Annotated in this window: 13 protein-coding genes; 7 read left to right on the top strand and 6 right to left on the bottom strand. The window is 71.3% G+C overall.

The genetic code is table 11. The features are described from left to right. Positions 1-66: 66 nt before the first annotated feature. Positions 67-864, top strand: coding sequence for an endonuclease/exonuclease/phosphatase family protein (locus ABZ783_RS13445; protein ID WP_357437151.1), 798 nt, complete (start codon positions 67-69; stop codon positions 862-864). A gap of 70 nt (positions 865-934) precedes the next feature. On the opposite strand, the gene ABZ783_RS13440 is transcribed toward ABZ783_RS13445, so the two are convergent. The 3 genes from ABZ783_RS13440 to ABZ783_RS13430 all read right to left on the bottom strand — a co-directional run bounded on the left by ABZ783_RS13440 (position 935) and on the right by ABZ783_RS13430 (position 5,377). Next, positions 935-2,257, bottom strand: a complete 1,323-nt coding sequence (locus ABZ783_RS13440; protein ID WP_357437149.1) for an AAA domain-containing protein — start codon at positions 2,255-2,257, stop codon at positions 935-937. Positions 2,258-2,361: 104 nt separating this feature from the next. After that, positions 2,362-4,728, bottom strand: a complete 2,367-nt coding sequence (locus ABZ783_RS13435; protein WP_357437147.1) for an acylase — start codon at positions 4,726-4,728, stop codon at positions 2,362-2,364. A gap of 154 nt (positions 4,729-4,882) precedes the next feature. Continuing rightward, entirely contained in the window at positions 4,883-5,377 is a 495-nt protein-coding gene (locus ABZ783_RS13430) for a hypothetical protein (RefSeq protein ID WP_357437145.1), read from the bottom strand. A 264-nt stretch (positions 5,378-5,641) separates the two neighbouring features. On the opposite strand from ABZ783_RS13430, the gene ABZ783_RS13425 reads away from it, so the two are divergent. Beyond that, complete coding sequence (locus ABZ783_RS13425; protein ID WP_357437142.1) at positions 5,642-6,007, top strand: VOC family protein; 366 nt, start codon at positions 5,642-5,644, stop codon at positions 6,005-6,007. Positions 6,008-6,184: 177 nt separating this feature from the next. Here the strand turns inward: ABZ783_RS13425 and ABZ783_RS13420 are convergent, their stop codons facing one another. The 3 genes from ABZ783_RS13420 to ABZ783_RS13410 all read right to left on the bottom strand — a co-directional run bounded on the left by ABZ783_RS13420 (position 6,185) and on the right by ABZ783_RS13410 (position 11,984). Continuing rightward, positions 6,185-10,372, bottom strand: coding sequence for a LamG-like jellyroll fold domain-containing protein (locus ABZ783_RS13420; RefSeq protein WP_357437140.1), 4,188 nt, complete (start codon positions 10,370-10,372; stop codon positions 6,185-6,187). Positions 10,373-10,442: 70 nt separating this feature from the next. After that, positions 10,443-11,330 (bottom strand): cobalt transporter, encoded by an 888-nt coding sequence (locus ABZ783_RS13415; RefSeq protein ID WP_357437137.1) that lies wholly within the window; start codon positions 11,328-11,330, stop codon positions 10,443-10,445. A 3-nt stretch (positions 11,331-11,333) separates the two neighbouring features. Further along, positions 11,334-11,984: a hypothetical protein gene (locus tag ABZ783_RS13410; protein ID WP_357437134.1), complete on the bottom strand. Its 651-nt coding sequence runs from the start codon at positions 11,982-11,984 to the stop codon at positions 11,334-11,336. Between the two features lie 355 nt (positions 11,985-12,339). On the opposite strand from ABZ783_RS13410, the gene ABZ783_RS13405 reads away from it, so the two are divergent. The 5 genes from ABZ783_RS13405 to ABZ783_RS13385 all read left to right on the top strand — a co-directional run bounded on the left by ABZ783_RS13405 (position 12,340) and on the right by ABZ783_RS13385 (position 18,999). Then, positions 12,340-12,966 (top strand): PadR family transcriptional regulator, encoded by a 627-nt coding sequence (locus tag ABZ783_RS13405; protein WP_357437132.1) that lies wholly within the window; start codon positions 12,340-12,342, stop codon positions 12,964-12,966. Continuing rightward, complete coding sequence (locus ABZ783_RS13400) at positions 12,963-13,685, top strand: ABC transporter ATP-binding protein (protein ID WP_357437129.1); 723 nt, start codon at positions 12,963-12,965, stop codon at positions 13,683-13,685. The genes ABZ783_RS13405 and ABZ783_RS13400 overlap by 4 nt, the downstream gene beginning before the upstream one ends. Next, complete coding sequence (locus ABZ783_RS13395; protein ID WP_357437126.1) at positions 13,682-16,156, top strand: FtsX-like permease family protein; 2,475 nt, start codon at positions 13,682-13,684, stop codon at positions 16,154-16,156. The genes ABZ783_RS13400 and ABZ783_RS13395 overlap by 4 nt, the downstream gene beginning before the upstream one ends. Positions 16,157-16,223: 67 nt before the next feature. Continuing rightward, the gene (locus tag ABZ783_RS13390; RefSeq protein ID WP_357437123.1) at positions 16,224-17,039 is read left to right on the top strand and encodes a GNAT family N-acetyltransferase; all 816 of its coding nucleotides are present in this window, start codon (positions 16,224-16,226) and stop codon (positions 17,037-17,039) included. A 244-nt stretch (positions 17,040-17,283) separates the two neighbouring features. Continuing rightward, the gene (locus tag ABZ783_RS13385) at positions 17,284-18,999 is read left to right on the top strand and encodes an amidohydrolase (protein ID WP_357437120.1); all 1,716 of its coding nucleotides are present in this window, start codon (positions 17,284-17,286) and stop codon (positions 18,997-18,999) included. Positions 19,000-19,042: the final 43 nt, after the last annotated feature.

The following is a 19,042-nucleotide window of genomic DNA, read 5'->3' as shown; positions in this document are numbered from 1 at the left end:
TTTAGTTTTTTGGCTTTTCCTTTTAAGCGCCCGGGCCTTGCCGCCGTTTTGTGCGGGGGTCCTGGTTTGTATGGGCGCGTCGCCGCGCGGCCCGCGGGCTCGGCCGCGCCGGCCGTCGCGCTGCGCGTGGCCACCTACAACATCCACGCCGGGGCCGGCGAGGACAACGTCTTCGATCTCGTCCGGACCGCCGAGGCGATCCGGTCTCTGGACGCCGACGTGGTCGGCCTCCAGGAGGTGGACGTCCACTGGGGTGACCGCAGCGACTTCGTCGACGAGGCCCAGGAGCTCGCCGATCGGCTGGGCATGCGGGCCTTCTTCGCGCCGATCTACGACTTCGACCCGCTGACCGCCGGTGCGCCCCGCCGGCAGTACGGGGTCGCGGTGCTCAGCCGCTACCCGATCCTAGAGGCGGAGAACCACGAGATCACCCGGCTCTCCACCCAGGTGCCCAACCCGGTGCCGGCCCCGGCGCCGGGCTTCGCCGAGGTGACGATCAACGTCCGGGGTGCCCACGTACACGTCTACTCCACGCACCTCGACTACCGGGGAGACCCGACCGTGCGGCGCATGCAGGTCGCGGACACGCTGAACATCCTGGCCGCTGATTCCGGGCCGAAGGTGCTGGTCGGCGACCTCAACGCGGAGCCGGGGGCGCCCGAGCTGGCCGCCCTGTGGCAGGACCTGCGGGACACCGCCCCGACGGGCGCCAGGACGTACCCGGCGATCAACCCGGGGAAGCGGATCGACGTCATCAGTGTCTCGCCGGACATCACCGTGGTGGGCACGGACACCGTAGCGACGACGGCATCGGACCACCGGCCGGTGGTCGCCGACCTCCTGCTGCACCAGCGCGGCAACTGATCCGGGCGGCAGCCGACGCGGCGGTGCTCCGGCCCCGGGACCGGAGCACCGCCCCCGCCACGGTCCCCGGTCAGCGGGCGTGGTGCGCGGCGAGGTGGGTCAGCATCGTCTGGTTGGCTTCCCAGCCGTCCGGGAACTTCACCGGCACGTCCAGGTGCACCCGCTCGGTCGACGGGTGCGCGTCGAGCAGTTCGGCGATCCCGGCCCGCGCCACCACGAGGCATGCGTGCCGGTGCCGGGAGGCCAGCACACACAGCCGCCCCGACTCCAGATGGAACGCGGTCGCGTCCCGCCGCCCGGACAGCGGGTGCAGCACGACCGTCACGTCGTACTCCCGGCCCTGCAGCCGGTTGGCGGTGTCGACGGTGATGCCCGCGCCGGCCTCACCGAGCCGCGCCCGGATGGCCGCCACCTGGTCGCGGTGGGCAGCGCCGATGGCGATCCGGTCCGCGGTCACCGGCGCGCCGTCGGGCGCCTGCTCGGAGATCGCGACCGCATCCCGCGCCAGCACCCGCAGCGCGAGGACCGCGCAGGCCGCGGCGGCCTCCCCATCGGTACGCAGCGTCTGCCGGGCCGGCAGCTCGTACAGCCCCCAGCCGGTGGCCGCCGCCACGTCCACCGTCGCGTCGTAGGCGTCACCGGGTCCGGCCTCGGTGAGCGAGAGGGCGCGGTCGGCGGGCCCGGTACCGGACCGGAACCCGGTGAACGGGTAGAACGCCGCCGCCACCACCGGCGCGGCGGTGGCGGGCAGCCGCCAGGACACCGGCAGCCGGTGTACGGGCAGGTCCGGGTTGTGCCGCAGCAGGGTGGCCACCGCCGACTGCATCGGATCCCAGGGCAGGCCGGTCCAGCGGGCGGTCTCGACGGTGGAGAACGGGTCGAGCTGCCCGGGATCGCCCACGAACAGCGCCCGCTCGAACCGGCCGGCCACGCGCAGCAGCGCGTCGGACCGCATCTGGTATGCCTCGTCGACGATCGCCCACGGCCAGCAGCCCTCGGCGACGGTGGCCCACTTGGCGGCCGTACCGATGATGACGGCCGAGGCGGCGAGGTCGGCGACCTTGGCGGCGACCCGGACCGTCTCGTGGCCCTCGACCCGGTCCGTGGGTTTGTAGTCGGTGGCGGAGAGCCGGCCGATGCGCAGTTCGGGTGCCTTGCGGGCGAGGCGGTCGATGAGGTCGTCGACCTGCTCGTTGGTCTGCGCGATGATGATCAGCGGCTCGCCGGCGGTGGCTAGTTCGACGGCGGCGCGGACCACGAGGGTGGACTTGCCGGCGCCGGGCGGGGAGTCGACCACCACGCCACGGTGGTCGCCGGAGCGCAGGTCGGCGAGCACGGCGGTGATCACGCGTTCCGCCTCGACCGCAGGCGGCACCGACAATCCCGCGAGCATCGATCACCCTCCCGACTGCCGCCCTGGTGGGCAGCGGTCCCGTCACCATACGAGCCGAGCGCGGGCCGCTGGCACACGCCACCGGCCCGCACTCGCCCGCCGATTCAGTCGCGGCGCTCCCCCACCCGGTACGTGACCAGGTTGGGGTCGGCGTTGAGCTGCCGTTCGGTGAACTTGATGGTGTCGAAGCCCTTGCCCGAGTAGAGCCGGGTCTGGTCGGCGTACCAGGGGGAGATCGGGTTGGCCGACTGGGAGTAGGTGAGGATCTGCCGGCCCGACGGCCCGTTGCGGCCCAGCTCGACGGCCATCAGGAACGACGTGCCGTGCAGCACCTTCGGGTAGCCGACGCCGGGCTGCACCAGGTTGATCGTCATATTGAAGACGCCGGCCTCGGGCCACCCGCCGTGGATCGGGATCCGTTCGGTGCCGCGCGGCTCGGTCTGGATGTCGCCGAGGCGCGCGTCGAGCGGGATGCCGTCGAGCAGCTGAACGGCGTCCGCGAGGGCGGTGCGGATCCGAGGGTCGTCGACGGCGAGCCGGCCCGGGGTGGTGAGCGGGTTGGCGGGGTCGAACCGGTCGGCGAAGCGCAGGCCGCCGGCGCGGGCGAATTCGGTGAACACGTGCGAGCCGCGGCTGTCCAGGTCGACCCGAAGGTCCCAGCCGCGCAGGGCGGCGCAGCCGGCGCTCAGGTCGACCCGGGTGCCGTCGGAGGCGGTGGCGACCGGGTTGGCCGTACACGATCTCACCAGGTCGTCGCGGACCAGTTCGCCGCCGTAGGCGCGATTGCCGAGGGTGACCGCCCACAGGTTGCCGGTGGTGAACCGGGTGCCGGGGAGCCCGTCGGTGCCGGCGAGGCGCTGCCGCACCTGGTGGACGCCGAGCCGGGTACGCAGGCTGCGTTCGGTCCGCTCGTCGCCGATGATGCGCGGGAAGCCCTCCAGGGGCTGCTGCGGGTTGGCGAGCCAGTAGCTGTCGTTGGAGTTGGTCACGTAGTCGTTGCGGACCAGCGTGGGCAGGTGCGCCGGGCCGAAGATGCCCGGCACGGCGGCGTCGGGGTCCCGGCCCAGCTCACAGGCGGAGCGGGAGCCGTCGAGGACGGCCTGGCCGCTGCCGGCGTACAGGTCGCGCCAGGCGGCGGGGATGCAGGTGGCGGCGAGGTGGTCGGTGACCCGGGGGACGACGGAGTGGTCGGCGTAGAGGGCCTTGCCGTCGCTGTCGGCGGCGATGACGTTGACCCAGGGCAGGGACTGGTGGCGGTCCAGCGCCGCCCGTAGGTCGGCCACCGACCGGGCCCGTCCCATGGCCAGCCAGCCGTCGAGGGCACGGTTGTTGGCCGCGTTGGGGTCGCTGATCGCGTACGCGGTGTCGGCGGTCCAGTCGAAGACGCCGGGCACCACGACGACGGGGCCGAAGTGGGTGTCGTAGAGGGTGCGGCTGACCGGCCCGTCGGGGGTCTGGACGGTGACCGTGCGGGCGGTCATCTTTCGGGGCTTGCCGTCGTAGCGGTAGCTGGTCGGGTCGCCGGGGACGAGGGTCAGCTTGTGCCAGGTGAAGCGGCGGGCGGTGGAGACGGTGTGGCTCCAGGCGACCCGGCCGTTGTGGCCGATCTCGATGAGCGGGTCGCCTACCAGGGCCGCGCCCTCGACGTCGTACGAGCCGGGAACCTTGAGGTGCATCCGGTAGAACCGGTCGGGGCCGTCCCACGGGAAGTGCGGGTTGGCCAGCAGCATGCCCGTCCCGCTGGCGGTGGCGTCGCGTCCGAGTGCGTACGCGTTGCTGCCCACCCCGGCCGGCGCGCCGTCGCGGGCGGCGACGAGGGCCGCCGCCTCGGGGGCGGGCAGCTGGCCGCTGATCTCACCGGGGCGTGCCGGCGCGCCCTTGCCTGGTGGGGCGGCGGCGACGATGCCGTCGGCGAGCCCGGCGGAGCCGGCGCGGGCCATGCTGGTCCAATGGGCCCGCCACAGGTCCAGCTCGGTGATCGGCTGCACCCACGGCTTGCCGGCACAGGCCGGGTCGGTGAGGTTCGCCGCGCCGGTGCGGCGCAGGTACGCGTTGTAGCCGGCGACGAAGCCGCGGATCTGGTCGCGTACCTCATCGGAGGGTGAGTGCACGCCGTCGCGGGGGCCGGTGAGCAGCCGCTCGACGACCCGGTCGTCGATGACCTTCTGCTGGAACAGGTCGCTGGTGACGTTGACCGCCGCCTCGCCGGACGTACCGAACCAGCGGGCGCGTTGGGCGCGGACGGTGACCACGGTTTCGGCGATGGTGCAAAGGTTGTCCTCGGCCTGGACGTAGCCGACGCCGTAGCCGAGGTTGGCGAAGTCGCGGGCGGTGATGTGCGGTACGCCGTACGAGGCGCGCTGGATGAGAGCCGAGTAGCCGTTGCTGTTGGCGGCGGCCGGGTTGGTGGTGGCGGTGAGGCCGGCGGCGACCAGGACGGCGGCGGTCGCGGCGGCGGTGAGCTGCCTCATCGGGCGGCTCGTTGAGAGCGTGGTCGGGTCATTCGGACGTCCTCCCCGGGTGTCGACTGTCCATTCCCGACCGACGCTAACGACGCCGGCCGGCTCGAACATCGGGGATGACCACCAGGTGGGCCCGGGGTTGCCCGCAGGGGAAGGTTCCCGCTCAGCGCTGCTGGCCTACGGTCACGTGCGTCCGCTGTGGGCTGGACAGGTCCGCGCGCATTGCCTCCGTCAGCAGCGAAAGGCCCTCCCGCACGGCCGCCAAGGGCGGTTTCGCTCCGGCTGGCCGCGTGCGTTCGAGAATCACCGGTTGAGCCGCGAAGAACCTGCCCCGAAGCTCCTCGACTGCTGATCGCACGGGCTCCGGAGCGATGAGGGTGGCCTCGACGCTGCACTTGTAGGCGGCGTCCCGGGCCTCCGGCAGCGTGCCGTCGCTGTCGTTGTCCCAGACGGAGACGAGGGCGTCATGCCAGCCGTACAGGGCGATGAGCAGATCGCGGTACAGCAACCTCTTGTCGTCCAGCCAGCGCACGCGTTCCTCATAGGTACGCTGCTCCTGCTGCAGGCGGGTCTGCCCGCGCTGAGCAAGCCATGCACCAGCAACGCCAGCCAGCGCACCCACCGTTGTGCCTACCAGGCCAGCCAGCGCCGCATCCATGATCCTTTTTCTAGCAGATGGCGTCATCCTCAGCGCCGCTCGCCCGTACACATCGACTGTCAACCGGCGGGTGAGGCAGGTGCGTACCGTCACCGTTGAAACGCGGCCGTCCCGGGCGGAACGGCCGCGTTTCAGTGCGGAGTTACGGCTGCTTCCAGGGCTCGAAGTAGGCGACAGTCGCCATGTCGGTCTCCACGCCGGTCTCGAAGCTTTCGGCGGCCGGGCTACGTTTGGGTGACCCGCCCTCGGGTTAGGTTCAGCGGCGTGAGTGTGCACGCCCGCATCGTCGCCGACGATTTCCCGGCCACCCTGCGCTTCTACACCGACCTGCTCGGAGAGCCGGAAACGGTTGTCCCGGACTTCGAGTACGCCAGCTTCGACCAGGGCGGTGAAACCGTCCTGGCGATCCTCGGCCGCCGGGCGGCGGAGGCGGTGCTGCCGGTGGGTCGGGGCGACGGCGGAGTGCTGGTGGTGGTCCCGGTGCCCGACGTGGACGCCACCATCGCCGCCCTCCCGGTCGAGGTGGTGGTCGCCGAGGCGGCCGACCGCCCCGGGTGGGGTGTGCGCTCGGCGTACCTGCGCGACCCGGAGGGCAACCTGGTCGAGGTGCAGACCTGGACGGCCCGTTGAGGGCGCGGTCCGCACGTTCCGATCCGGCCGCACCTCCTGTCCCGCCGTCTCGGCATCGGCGGGGTTGGTTGAAGAACTGCAGGTGGGTGCCAGGGCCTCCTAGGCGTCGGGGACGAGAAGCGGGGCCGGCCCGATGGACCGGCCCCGCTCAGGGTGTGCGTTCTTTGAATCCGTCGATCAGCGCTTGTGCTCGACCACCGTCAGGGTGAAGTCGTCGTACGACGCCGCGTGGGTCTTGTCGCCGCCGTAGACCGCCCGCACCTGGTGGGTGCCGGGGTTGGGCAGCATGCGGACGGTGCAGGAGGCGACGCCCTTCTTGACCGGCGCCTCGCAGAGCACGTCCTCACCGATCATGAACTGCACCGGGCCGGTCGCCGTGGACGGCGTTACGGTCGCGGTCAGTTTCAGGGTCCGGCCCCAGGTGGCGGTCACGTCGTTGGCCCGGACCGAGGTGGGGGTTCGCTCCACGGTCGGGGCCGCGGTGACGGTGACCACCCGGTTGGCGACCGCCTGGTTTCCGTTGGTGTCGGAGACCAGGTAGGACAGCGCGTAGCTGCCCGGGGTGGTGGTGTCGACGGTGCCGATGACCTGGATCCGGTTGGTGACGTCGCCGTCGGTGTTGTCCACCGCGGTGACCCCGGCCAGCGGATCGAAGGCCTGCCCCTGCTTGACCGAGGTCGAGGCGGGGACGGTCAGCACCGGCGCGGTGACGTCGGTGCCGGCCGCGGTGGCGGTGAAGATGCCGCCGAACTGGTCGACCGAGCCGACCTGGGCACCGCTGCCGGTGTGGCTGGTGGTGGTCCAGGCGTAGAGCTCGCCCTCGGTCAGGCCGCTCCACTGGACGGTGGCCGGCCAGCCCGACTTGGCCGTGGCCTCACCGATGACGGTATCGGTCGGGGTGACCAGGACGAGGCCGTCGGTGCTGAAGCTGGTCTTCCGCGACGACAGGTCGATCGGCAGGACCATGTTGTCCTCGGCGCCGTTGTAGCGCTTGCGGTCGTCGTACTCGGTGGCGCCGTAGTTGTTGAGCATCGGCGAGTAGGTGTCGATGCTCATCTGGGCCCGGTCGACGTCGATCTGCAGCAGCCGCAGGAAGCTGGCGCCGAACTGCAGCAGGTCGCCCTTCTTGTGGTCGACGATGCCATCGCCGTTGAGGTCGAGGTTGCCGTTGGCGTCGACCTTCTCCGGCCACAGTTCACCCGCGGTCATCTTGTAGAACTGGTAGTCCGCGAGCAGTTCGACCACGTTGTGCTCGACGGTGACGCCGACCCCGGTCTTGAGGTTCGTGCCGACGCCGTGCTCGTGGCCGGCGAGGACCAGGAAGACGTTCGGGTTGGCGGCCACGATGCTGGAGAAGGCCCGCGAACCGTCGGTGGAGAAGTTGGCGCCCCGGCCGTCCGGCGCGCCCGACGGGGCGATGTAGGCGTGGGTCAGCAGGATGCCGTTGCGGTCGTGGTAGCGCTGGAAAATCGAGCTGGCCCAGTCGGCCTCGGCCTGGGTGACGCCGTAGGAGAGACCCACCGCGACGAAGTCCAGACCGCCCGCGGAGAAGAGGACGTAGTTGTTCTGGTTGTCCTTACCGCGGGTGACCACGGCACCGGAGGCGTCGGTGGTCTCGTCCCAGGCGTGATACGACGCCTTGTACTCGGCCGGCCACTGCTTGGAGCCCTCGTAGTAGCGCTCGGGGCCGTAGTACTGGTTGAACCGTGAGGTCGGGCCGGTCTCGGCGCCGCCCTGGTTGTCGTGGTTGCCCGCGACGACCTGGTTGACCAGTCCGGCCGCGTCCAGGGTGCGCTGGGCCTCGGCGGTGAACTGGAACTCCTTGGTCACCTGCTCGTCCAGACCGGGGCGGAGCAGTTTGCCGCTGGCGTCGGTGGCCAGCGGGTTGGTGTAGTCGTTCTCGATGATGTCACCGGTGTGCGCGGTGTAGGCGATCTTCCGGCGGGCGGCGTTGTCGGCCAGCCACTGGGTGGTGTCCCGGTAGGACTTCGCCCAGAGCGCCTGCTCCGCCATGGTCATCTTGTCGCTGGGCTCGTCAATGCCGTCGAAGTCGTCGTACGTGCCACCGACGGCACCCTCGGCGAGGTACTGCGTGTCGGTGAAGTGGGCCAGCGAGAAGTCGTAGGACGACGGGTCCTCGAAGTGGTCCCGGTTGGCCGGGGCGCCGGCGGTGGCGTCGCGCGACGCCAGGTCGTCGGCGAACGGGTCCTGGCCGGTGACCAGGACGTGGACCACGCCGTTGTCGACCAGTTCCGGCCGGACGGCGGCCTTCAGCGTGGTCTCACCCTCGGCCTGGCCGCGGGCGGTGGCGAGTTCGGTCCACGTCTGGGCGGTGCCGTTCCACGCGTGCAGGGAGACGGCGCGGGCGGGGTCGACCGTGCCGTTCCACAGGATCTGGCGGCGCTCGGTCGACGCCGGCACCTGGACGTCGTACCGCTGGAACGGGATGTTGCCCGTGGACGGGCTGTTCGCCATCTTGCCGTCGGGACGCGGGCTCGCTCCGATCTGGCCGCCGCCGGTGTAGGAGAAGTCCAGCGCGGACGGCATCACCGGGACGACGCCCTGGAAGCCGCCGACCGGCACGCTCGGGGTGGCCTGCTTGAAGGTGGTGGTCACCTCGCCGCCGTCGGGGTTGTTGGCGATCGCCGAGAGCGTCACCCGACCGCTGCCCTGGCCGACGTCGGTGCCGCCCGTGGTCGGGATGGCGTCGGAGGTGAACGTGACCGTCTTGCTGACGGGCTTGCCGAACACGTCGGTCGCCGAGATCGCCAGGGTGTGGTTGCCGGACTTCATGCCGGCGCCGATCTCCTGGCCGACCTGCACGGGCTGGCCGTCGAGCAGGTAGCGCCAGCCGGTCGCGTTGCCCTGGTTGGTCACGCTCACCTGGAGCTCGGTCGGGCGGCTCAGGTGGTCGCCCTCCCCGGGGAGCGTCGAGGTGATCGCGACGCCCGCGTTCCGGACGTCACCGAGGGCGGCGATGTTGAGCGCCTTCACCTCGTCGAGGGTGAGGACGCGGGAGTAGATCCGGGCGTTGCGCACCGTCGCCGGGGCCCAGAACTGGTTGACCGCGTCGGCGCCGACGTAGAAGGAGTTGCGGGCGGCGCCGCCGGGCAGGCCGAGCGGTGCCGGGGCGGCGACGGACGCGGCCAGCTCGCCGTCGACGTACAGGCGGGCGGTGGCACCGTCCCAGGTGCCGACCGCGTGGTACCAGCGGCCGGAGGAGATCTGGACCTGGGCGTTGCGGTAGGCGCCGCTGGCGTACACGGCGAAGGTCAGCTTGTCGCCGTAGACGACGATCGAGTAGCCGCCGGTCTCCTTCTCGGAGCAGACGGAGTGCTCACCGGAGTTGGGCAGGGTGCCGTTGTCCTTGAAGGTGCACTCGATCGAGACCTGGTTGCGGATCTTCTCCCACTGCGTGTCGCCCATCGCGTAGGCGTAGGCGTCGTTGGCACCGTCGAAGGTCGCGACCGGCGTCTTCACCGCGGTGTCCTGGGCGATCACCGGCTCGCCGACGGTGGTGACGGCGAGGTTCTGGGCGTCGTCCTTCGGCGTGCCGTCGTCGAAGTCCACGTCGAGGACGTCGGCGGTCGGGACGGGTGCCTTGAGGTCGAAGGCCGACGCCAGTTCGGCCGCCTGGGCGGCGGTCAGCCCCCGGCTCCAGACCTTGCTGGCCGCGAAGGAGGCCGGCGGGGCGACCTGCCCGATGCCGGACGGGGCGGCGTCGGCGCCGATCACGAACCGACGCGAGGTGGACGCCGGCGGGGTGAGCGCACCGGTGGCCGCGGCGAAGCCGGCCAGCTGGCCGTTGAGGTAGAGGCTCAGGGTCTGGCCGTCCCAGACCGAGAGGGCGTGGTACCAGCGGTTGCCGCTGATCGGCGTCAGCACCGACTTGTAGCCGCCGCCGATGTGGGCCATCGTGCCGAGGTTGCCGGCGTTGACGTAGACCGAGAAGCCGCCGGCTTCCTTGTCGGAGCAGAGGTCCTTCTCGCCGCTCACCGGCATGGTGGTGTCGACCCGGAAGACGCACTCGATGGCGAAGCCGCTGGAGAACTTGCTCCACTGGTCGGTGAAGTCGAAGGAGACCGCGTCGTCGACGCCGTCCACCTTGAGCAGGTCGTGGCCGAAGGCCGCGTCGGTGATGTAGCTGGGAGCGCCCCAGGTGGTGGGGGCGAGGCCCTGGGCCCGGTCGGTGGTGGCGCCGCCGGTGAAGGCGACGTCGAGCACGTCGGCAGCCGGGACCGTGGCGGCCGAGGTCGGCGCGGCCTGGGCGGGCATCATCAGCGCGCCGCCGGCCATCGCGAGCCCGAGGGCGGCCGCGCCCAGGCGGCGCCACCTCCGGGCGAACGGATGGAGTCGTGTTGTCACGACATCTCCTTTTTCTGGGGGGTTTTCTCTTGGTGTTTGGTGGTGGGTGGTCGGAAATCCGGAAGGAAGGTCAGGTGCCGGGTAGGCCGGCGACGGCGGAGGCGGAGATGCCGACGCCGATGAGGGTGATCCCGCAGGCGGCCAGCACCGGGGCCACCCGCGTGGCCAACTGCAGGAGGGCGTGGGACCCGGCGGCGCGCGTCACGAGGGAGCGGCCGGTGAGAGCCATGAGGCCGACGGTGAAGAGCACCGCGGCGAGCCCGAGGCCGAAACAGACCACGAGGACGAGAGCGAACCCGGCCCGCCCGGCGAAGATGCCGGTCACCAGCACGAGGAAGGCCGCCGGCGACGGCGTCAAGCCGCCGGACATGCCGAGGAGGAGGAGCCCCGGGCGGGACGGGCTGGCATGGCCATGCCCGTGGTCATGGCTGTGGCCGTGGTCGTGTCCGTGGCCGTGGTCATGTCCGTGGCTGTGGCTGTGGCTGTGGCTGTGGCTGTGGCTGTGAGCATGACCGCGCCGACGCAGGTGGCGGCGTAGCAGCCAGAGCCCGACGGCGACGACGGTCAGGCCAGCCGCCAGCTGCAGCCCGGTGGTCAGGCGCTCGAGGCTGACCAGGTCGGAGAGGGAGAAGAAGGTCCAGGCGACCGCGATGGCCAGCACCGAGACGGTGTGCATCGCGGCGACCGAGAAGCCCAGCCAGGCGGCGTCGCGGACCCGGCCGCGGGAGCCGATCAGGTACGCCGCCGCGAGACTCTTGCCGTGGCCGGGTGCGAGTCCGTGCGCAGCCCCCGCCACGAAGGCGATCACCAGCGCCACCGGCATGAACCCCGGCGACTGCACCGTCTCGATCAGTCGATCGCCGAACCCGGCGGCGCCGAAGAGATCGACGGCGAGGAGGGCTGTGGGGCCGGAGCCGAGGGGTGCCGCCGCAGTGCCGAGGCTGGTGATCGAGTGCATGATTCAGGCCTTTCGTCCGCGCCGGTGGTGCCAGAACGCTCCGGCTGCGACGAGGGCCAGCAGGACGCCCCCGACGACGGAGAGTTGCAGGGCGCTGCTGCTTGAGGAGGTCGCGGCGACGGTCCGAGTTGCCGCGGGACGGGAACTTGAGCCGTCACTGATGGTCCAGTCCGCCGACTCGTGCGCGGCGTCGTACACCGCCTTCTGCCCACGAGGACCTCTGGCGAGCGTCCGGTAGGCCTCGTGCAGGTCGGTGAGCATCCGGGACGTCACGGTCACCGTGCTCACCGGTTCGGGGCAGGTGAACAGCACCTCGGCGCCGCCGGCCGCCAGATCGTCGGCCACGGTGACCTCGCCCTTGCAGGCCCGCCCTTCCTGCTTCACGGTGATCCGCTCGGTCAAGTACTTGGCGAACGTGGGAGCCTCAGCCAACGCCACCGCGTCGGCGGGCTCGTAGATCACCGCACCGTCCAGCAACACCCGGTCCTGCGGGAGGACGCCGAGGGCGATGCCGAGCTGGGTCAGGTCGTCGGTGCCGCCGACGAGCCACCGGACCCGCACATTGTGGTCGCCCTCGCCCGCGACCTTGATCTGCTGTGGGGCGCCGAAGGGATGCGCCGAGGCCGGGTTTGGAGCCAGCCCTCCGATCAGCACCAGTGCGAGTACGGCCCAGGAGCAACGCCAGGCGTGGCGTAGGGCACGGCGCAGGGCAGGCACAACAGGCTCTCATCCGCTCGGTGGTCGCAAACGCAATGACTGTTCCGGCCGCAGGTGACCAGCAAGATCACAAAAACCGAGCGAACTCTTACGGGCAGGTTGCCGGACCAGGAAATGACCCTGGTCATCGTGGGTGCCGGGCGGCTCTGTCCATGCCCGACCGGCGCTGGTGACGCCGGAAATGGCACGCAGCCGCGTCGCCGTCGCCGTACCAACTCATCTGCGGAAGTGACTGGACCGAACGATGATACTGAGTATTATACCCAGTATATCGACGGCTGGGTGGTGGACCATGAGCATCCGACATGCACTGCTGGCGTTGCTGGCGGAAGGATCCAAGTACGGCCTGCAACTGCGGCAGGAGTTCGAGGCACGCACCGGTGAGGTCTGGCCGCTCAACGTCGGGCAGGTCTACACCACGCTGCAACGCCTCGAGCGCGAAGGACACGTGGAATCGGACGAGACCGAACGCGACGGTGCGCAGCGACGGTACCGGATCACCGCCGACGGCGAACGCGAACTGGACCGGTGGTTGCGGACCCCGCCCGGCGCCACGCCTCCCCCGCGCGACGAGCTCGTCATCAAGGTGCAGGTGGCGGTGCGCCTGCCCGACGTCGACGTACGGGAGATCCTGCAGGTCCACCGCCGGCGCCTCGTCGAGGAAATGCAGCGGTACACCCACCTCAAGGCCGAGGCGGACCCCGACGACATCGCGCTCGGCCTCGTCGTCGACGCGGAACTGTTCCGGCTCGAGGCGGTGGTCCGCTGGCTCGACGCGGCCGACGCCCGGCTGCGCCGCCTACCCGCCACGCCCACCTCGGCCGCCGAGGCAGCGCCGAGCGCCCCGACCCCACCGGCCGGCCCCGCCGACCGGCAACCGGCCGAATCCACCCCGACACGCGAGGGGGCCCGCCGATGAGTGCCGTGCTGAGCATGCGCCAGGTGTCCAAGGTGTACGGCCTGGGCAACGCCGCCGTACACGCGCTGCGGCAGGTGGACCTCACCGTGGACGGCGGCGAACTGGTGGCCGTCATGGGTCCGAGCGGCTCCGGCAAGAGCACCCTGCTGACGATCGCCGGCAGCCTCGAGGAGCCGACCGACGGTGAGGTGCTGGTCTGCGGTGACGACATGTCGACCATGTCCGCCGACGCTCAGGCCAGGATGCGTCGCCGCGCCATCGGCTTCGTCTTCCAGGACCTGAATCTGCTCGCCGGGCTGTCCGCCGTCGAGAACGTGGCGCTGCCGCTCGAACTCGACGGCGTGGGCGCGCGTGCCGCACGGGCCGCCGGCATGCGCGTACTGGAGGAGTTGGGGCTGGCCGAGCGGGCCGCCGCCTTCCCCGACGACCTGTCCGGCGGCGAACGTCAGCGGGTCGCGATCGCCCGCGCCGTGGTCGGGGACCGGCGGCTGCTGCTCGCCGACGAGCCCACCGGTGCGCTGGACTCGGCCAACGGCGAAGCGGTCATGCGGATGCTGCGCGCGGCCTGCAAACGCGGGATCGCGGGGGTCATGGTGACCCACGACGCGCAGCTCGCCTCCTGGGCCGACCGGGTGGTGTTCCTCCGCGACGGCCGGGTCGTCGACCAGACTGCGTCGCCCGGTCCGGACGCCCTGCTCGCCGGGGACGTGACCCCGTGACGGCGAGCACCGCCACCCCGCCGAGAACTGACCGGCCGGCGCCCCGCCGCGCCCCGGGCGGCGGCCTGCCAGCCCGCCGGGCCGTGATCCGGTGGGCGGTACGGCTGTTCCGGCGCGAGTGGCGCCAGCAGATGCTCACCCTCGCACTGCTCACCGTCGCCGTCATCGGGGCCACCTTCGCCGTCTCGGCGACCTACAACATGGCCTCGTCGAGCGACGCGACGTTCGGGCGCGCCGACCACCTCCTGCGCCTCGACGGCGGCGACTCGGCCGTGCTCGACTCCCGGCTCGCCGCCGCACGGGCGTGGTTCGGCACGATCGACGCGATCGGCCACCAGTACGTGGCGGTGCCGGGCCTGTTCGACCCGGTCGACGTCCGCGCGCAGAACCCTGACGGCGCGTACGGCGCACCGATGCTGGCGCTGCGGCAGGGGCGGTACCCGGCCGGCGCGGACGAGGTGGCGGTCACCGACGGGGTGGCGCGTACCCTGCGGACCGGGCTCGGCCGCCGGGTCAGCCTCGACGGCCACGATCGGCTGGTCGTCGGGGTGGTGGAGAACCCCAAGGACCTGGCCGACGAGTTCGCCCTCGTCGACGTGGCGCACGCCGACCCGCCGCAGACCGTCACCGTCCTCGTCGCCGGGGACCAGGCCTCCCTGGAGGCGTTCCGCAACACCATCGACGGTCCGCTGGTACGCGAGTCGCGGCCCGCCATGACCCGTGCGGTTATCGCCGCCGTCACGCTGGCGCTGGCCACCATCGGCCTGCTGCTGGTGTCGCTGGTCGCCGCGGCCGGGTTCATCGTGGTGGCGCAGCGCCGGCTGCGCCAGCTCGGCATGCTCGCCGCGATGGGTGCCACCCGACGGCACCTGCGGCTGGTGATGCTGGCCAACGGAACCGTCGTCGGAGCGGTCGCCGCGGTGCTCGGCACCGCCATCGGCGTCGCCGCCTGGCTGCTCGTCGCCGGGCGGGTGGAGACGGCCGCCGGGCACCGCATCGACCGGTTCGACCTGCCCTGGGCGACGCTCGGCGCGGAGATGGTGCTGGCCGTGGCGACCGCCACCGCCGCCGCGTGGTGGCCGGCGCGGGCCATCGCGCGTACCCCGATCATGAGCGCCCTGTCGGCGCGGCCGCCGCGCCCCCGACCGGCCCGGCGCACCGCGGTGGCCGCCGTGGTCCTGCTCGCCGCCGGTGTCACCTGCCTGGTGCTGTCCGGCGGCACCAACCCGGTGCTGATCTCCGCCGGCACCCTCGCCACGGCGGTCGGGGTGCTCTTCGTCGGCCCGACCGCGATCCGGTTGCTGGCCGCGGCGCGCGGCGGGATGCCGGTGGCCGTCCGCCTGGCGTTGACCGACCTGGTCCGCTACCAGGCCCGGGCCGGCGCGGCGCTCGCCGCGATCAGTCTCGCGCTGGGGATCTCGGTGGCGGTCGTCGCCGGGTCCGCCGCCGCCGAGTACCAGGCCAGGCACTCCGCCGGGCTGGGCAACCTGGCCGACAGCCAGCTCCTGGTCCGCATCGGCCGACCCACCCCGGTGATCCCGGTACGGACCCCGGAGCAACTGGCCAGCCTGCAGGCGCAGCTCGACGCGATCGCCGGCAACCTCGGCACCCCCACGGTCACTCCGCTCGACATGGCGGTGGTCGCCTCTTACACCGACCCGGGCGAGAACGGCGGCCAGCCCGGCCATCCGGCCGTCGAGATCGGTACGCCGGTCGCCGACGGTCAGACGATGACGTCGTACCCCCTCTACGTGGCCACGCCGGAACTGCTCCGGCTCTACCGGCTCGACACCGCAGCGGTCGCCGCCGACACCGAGGTGCTCAGCGTCCGCGCCGGCGCGCTCGAACTGGTGAACATCCCCGAACGGCGCGTCTACCCGAAGACCCAGGCGCTTCCGGACACCCGGTACTCCTCGATGCCGAACTCGCTGGTCACCGCGGGCATGATGTCCCGCCACGGCTGGCAGCCCGCGCGGGTCGGCTGGCTCGTCGAGGCGGACCACCCCCTCACCGGGCAGGAGCTGGCCACCGCGCAGAACCTCGCCGCGAGCGCCGGCCTCACCATCGAGTCCCGCCACGAGCAGGCCTCCCTCACCGCGCTGCGGACTGGAGCGGTCGCCGCCGGCGCGCTGCTCGCCCTCGGCATCCTCGCCATGACCGTCGGCCTCATCCGCGGCGAAGCGGCCGGCGACCTTCGCACCCTGACCGCGACCGGCGCCCCACGACGCGTACGGCGCACGCTGACCGCCACGACCTCTGGTGCGCTCGCCCTGCTCGGTGCCGTCCTCGGCCTGGCCGGCGCGTACCTCGCGCTGGTCAGCGTCCTGCACCGCGACCTCGACGCGCTGACCGACGTACCCCTCGCCCACCTGGCCGCGACGACCGTCGTTCTGCCGGTGCTCGCCGCCGTCGCCGGCTGGCTACTCGCCGGCCGCGAACCGTCCTCGTTGAGCCGCCGCAGGCTGGACTGAGCAGGGCCCGCGTTGCGCCACCAAACTCGCGCGCAAACGGCGAACACACATGATGTGATGAACCGCTGTGAGTGAAGGGAAACAACTCCTCGGCGGCCGCGCAGACCTGATGCTCGCAATGGAGCAGAACCTCGCCGAACATGCCTGTCACTTGCACCGGCATGTGGCGGGCTCGACCGTCATTGAAACCAACGATCTCCTGATCGCCGACAGCGGCCTGGACGACGACACCTTCAACATCGTCGCAGCGGCGCGTCTCACGCCGGACACCGCCGCGACCCGGATCGCGCAGACCCTTCAGGCACTGGCCACCACCGGGCGTCCCTTCTCGTGGTGGGTGGGCCCGGCTTCCACGCCAGCGGATCTCGCGTCGCTCCTGGAAAGCGCCGGTCTCCAGGCATCCGAGACCGAGACCGGCATGTGGCAGGACCTACGTGGGGGCCCGCCCCAGCAACCTGCTGGGGATCTGGCCATCCACCGGGTGAGGACCCCCGAGCAACTCGCCGATTACTCGACCGTCCTGGCTGCGAACTGGAACCCACCGGCCGCCACGGTGCGCCGCTTCTTTGCTGATGCCGCCGACTGGGCCCTCGCCCCCGACTGCCCCGCTCGCTACCTGGTCGGCTACGTCGACGATCGCCCCGTCTGCTCGGCCGAGGTCTTCCTCCACTCGGGAGTCGCTGGGATCTACAACATCGCTACCCTGGCGACCGACCGCCGGCGCGGTTACGGCAGCGCCATCACCCAGGCGACCTTGCGCACCGCGTACGACGCGGGCTACCGCACGGTGGTCCTGCAAGCATCCTCAGAGGGCGAACCGGTCTACCGCCGGCTTGGGTTCCAACCCTGCGGCCGCTTCACCGAGTACGCCATCACACCCTGAGACCAGATATCCACTCGCGTGCCGTGGCCCCGGCCCCCAGCGGGTGGCCGGGCCCAGCGTGAGCAGGCCACGAGCATCAAAAAACGATGAGTTACTGATCAGTCACCCATTGTTTAATCTCTGCATTCGCATGGATGATTGCGCTGATGGCCCGGACGCCGGTGCTCCGTCGTCCGAGTCAGCTCGCCCACCGGATGAAGGAGAGTGCCTGGTGTGTGACACCGATCATCTTGAGCCCTCCGGCATGAACCGTCGCGACCTGCTGGGACTTCTCGGCGCGGCCGGCGCCGGGCTGGCCGTCGCCCCCGTCCTGACGTCAGACCCGGCACTGGCCGCCGCGTCAGACCTCGCGCTCGACCCGAAGACAATGCCCGCCGACCCGGTCAACTACGAGCCACCGACCACACTCGCCATCGACTCGCAGGCCAAGGACTCGGCCATCTCCTGGATCGACCGCAACGAACACCGCATCGTGGGGTTGAACGACCGGATCTGGGAGTACGCCGAGCCCTCCCTGGCCGAGTGGAACTCGTCCTGGGCCGAGGCGGACTTCCTGCAGGCCAACGGCTTCACCATCAAGTGGGGCGCGGGCGGCATGCCCACCGCGTTCGTCGCCACCTTCAGCCATGGCACCGGCAAGCCGGTGATCGGATTCAGCGGGGAGTACGACGCGCTTCCCGGGCTGTCGCAGGAAAAGGGCAACCCACAGCATTCGCCCCTGGTCTACCACCACGACCCGTACGCCCCCACGTACGGCTTCGGACACGGGTGCGGCCACTGCGCGCTCGGCGCAGCCGCGGCGGGTGCGGCTGTCGCGACCGCCACGGCGATGCGGGCTCGCAACCTCGACGGCACGATCAAGTTCTTCGGCTCGACCGCGGAGGAGCAACTGGTCGGCAAGTCGGTGGCGGTGCGAGCCGGGGTCTACAAGGGCCTCGACGCCTTCGTAGACTGGCACCCCAGCAGCGGCAACAGCACGAGCTGGTCGTCGAGCAACGCGATGTACAGCATCGCCTTCCATTTCCTCGGCACCGACGGCCACGGCGGGTCACCGCTCGCGACCCGATCCAGCCAGGACGCGGTGACGGCGATGGCGATGCTGACGGAATATCTGCGGGAGAGCGACCAGGCGCACACCTCCCGGATGCACTACGCGATCCGGCAGACCGGTCAAGCGCCGAACGTCTTCCCCACGCTGTCGAGCATCTGGTACTACGCCCGCGAGGGCAGCCCGGAACGCGCGAAGATCCTGATGGACAAGATCATCAAGTGTGGTGAGGCGGCGGCGATGGCCACCGGCACCCGGATGCAGTACCGCATCATGGGTGGGGTCTGGAACCAGCTCGGCAACAAGCGTGGCGCCGAGCTGATGTACGCCAACATGACGCAGATCGGTGCGCCGAAGTTCTCCGCCCAGGACCAGGCGTTCGGCAAGGCGTTGCAGCGGTCCAACGGCACGGCGGAGACCGGCTTCTCCGAAACGATCAGCGAGCTGCGGCCGCCGGCCACGGTCTTCATGGGCGGAGGTTCGACCGACGTCGCCGACATCAGCTGGCAGGTGCCGACGATCGGAATGGGGACCGCGCATCAGCCCGGCGGTACGAAGAACCACTCGTGGCACCACACCGCCACTGCGGCCTCCCACGCCGGCCACCTCACCACCCTGATCGCCGCCAAGTACCTGGCGGCAACCACCATCGACCTGCTGACCCAACCGACGGTGCTGGGTGAGATGAAGGACGAGTTCGACCGGCGTACCGCCAAGATCAAGTGGAAGAGCCTGCTGCCCGGCGACTACGAGTTGCCGCTGTACGAGCCGCCAAAATGGTTCCTGGAGCGGACCGGGCAGTCGTGGCCGCCGCCCGGCGTCAAGTGGCCGCCCCGGCGGATCGTCTCGACCGAGACGGCCCCGGACCTCGGGCCCGCGCTGCCACCGTCGAACCTGCCCCCGCTCGACTGATCCGTACCGGTGCGCCCGGCCAGGCGGTCGATCGCCTGGCCGG

It is taken from the genome of Micromonospora sp. NPDC047738 (assembly GCF_040642675.1).
Classification (GTDB): Bacteria; Actinomycetota; Actinomycetes; order Mycobacteriales; family Micromonosporaceae; genus Micromonospora.
The sequence above is the reverse complement of the archived record's forward strand: the minus strand, read 5'-3'. Positions and strand labels throughout refer to the sequence as shown.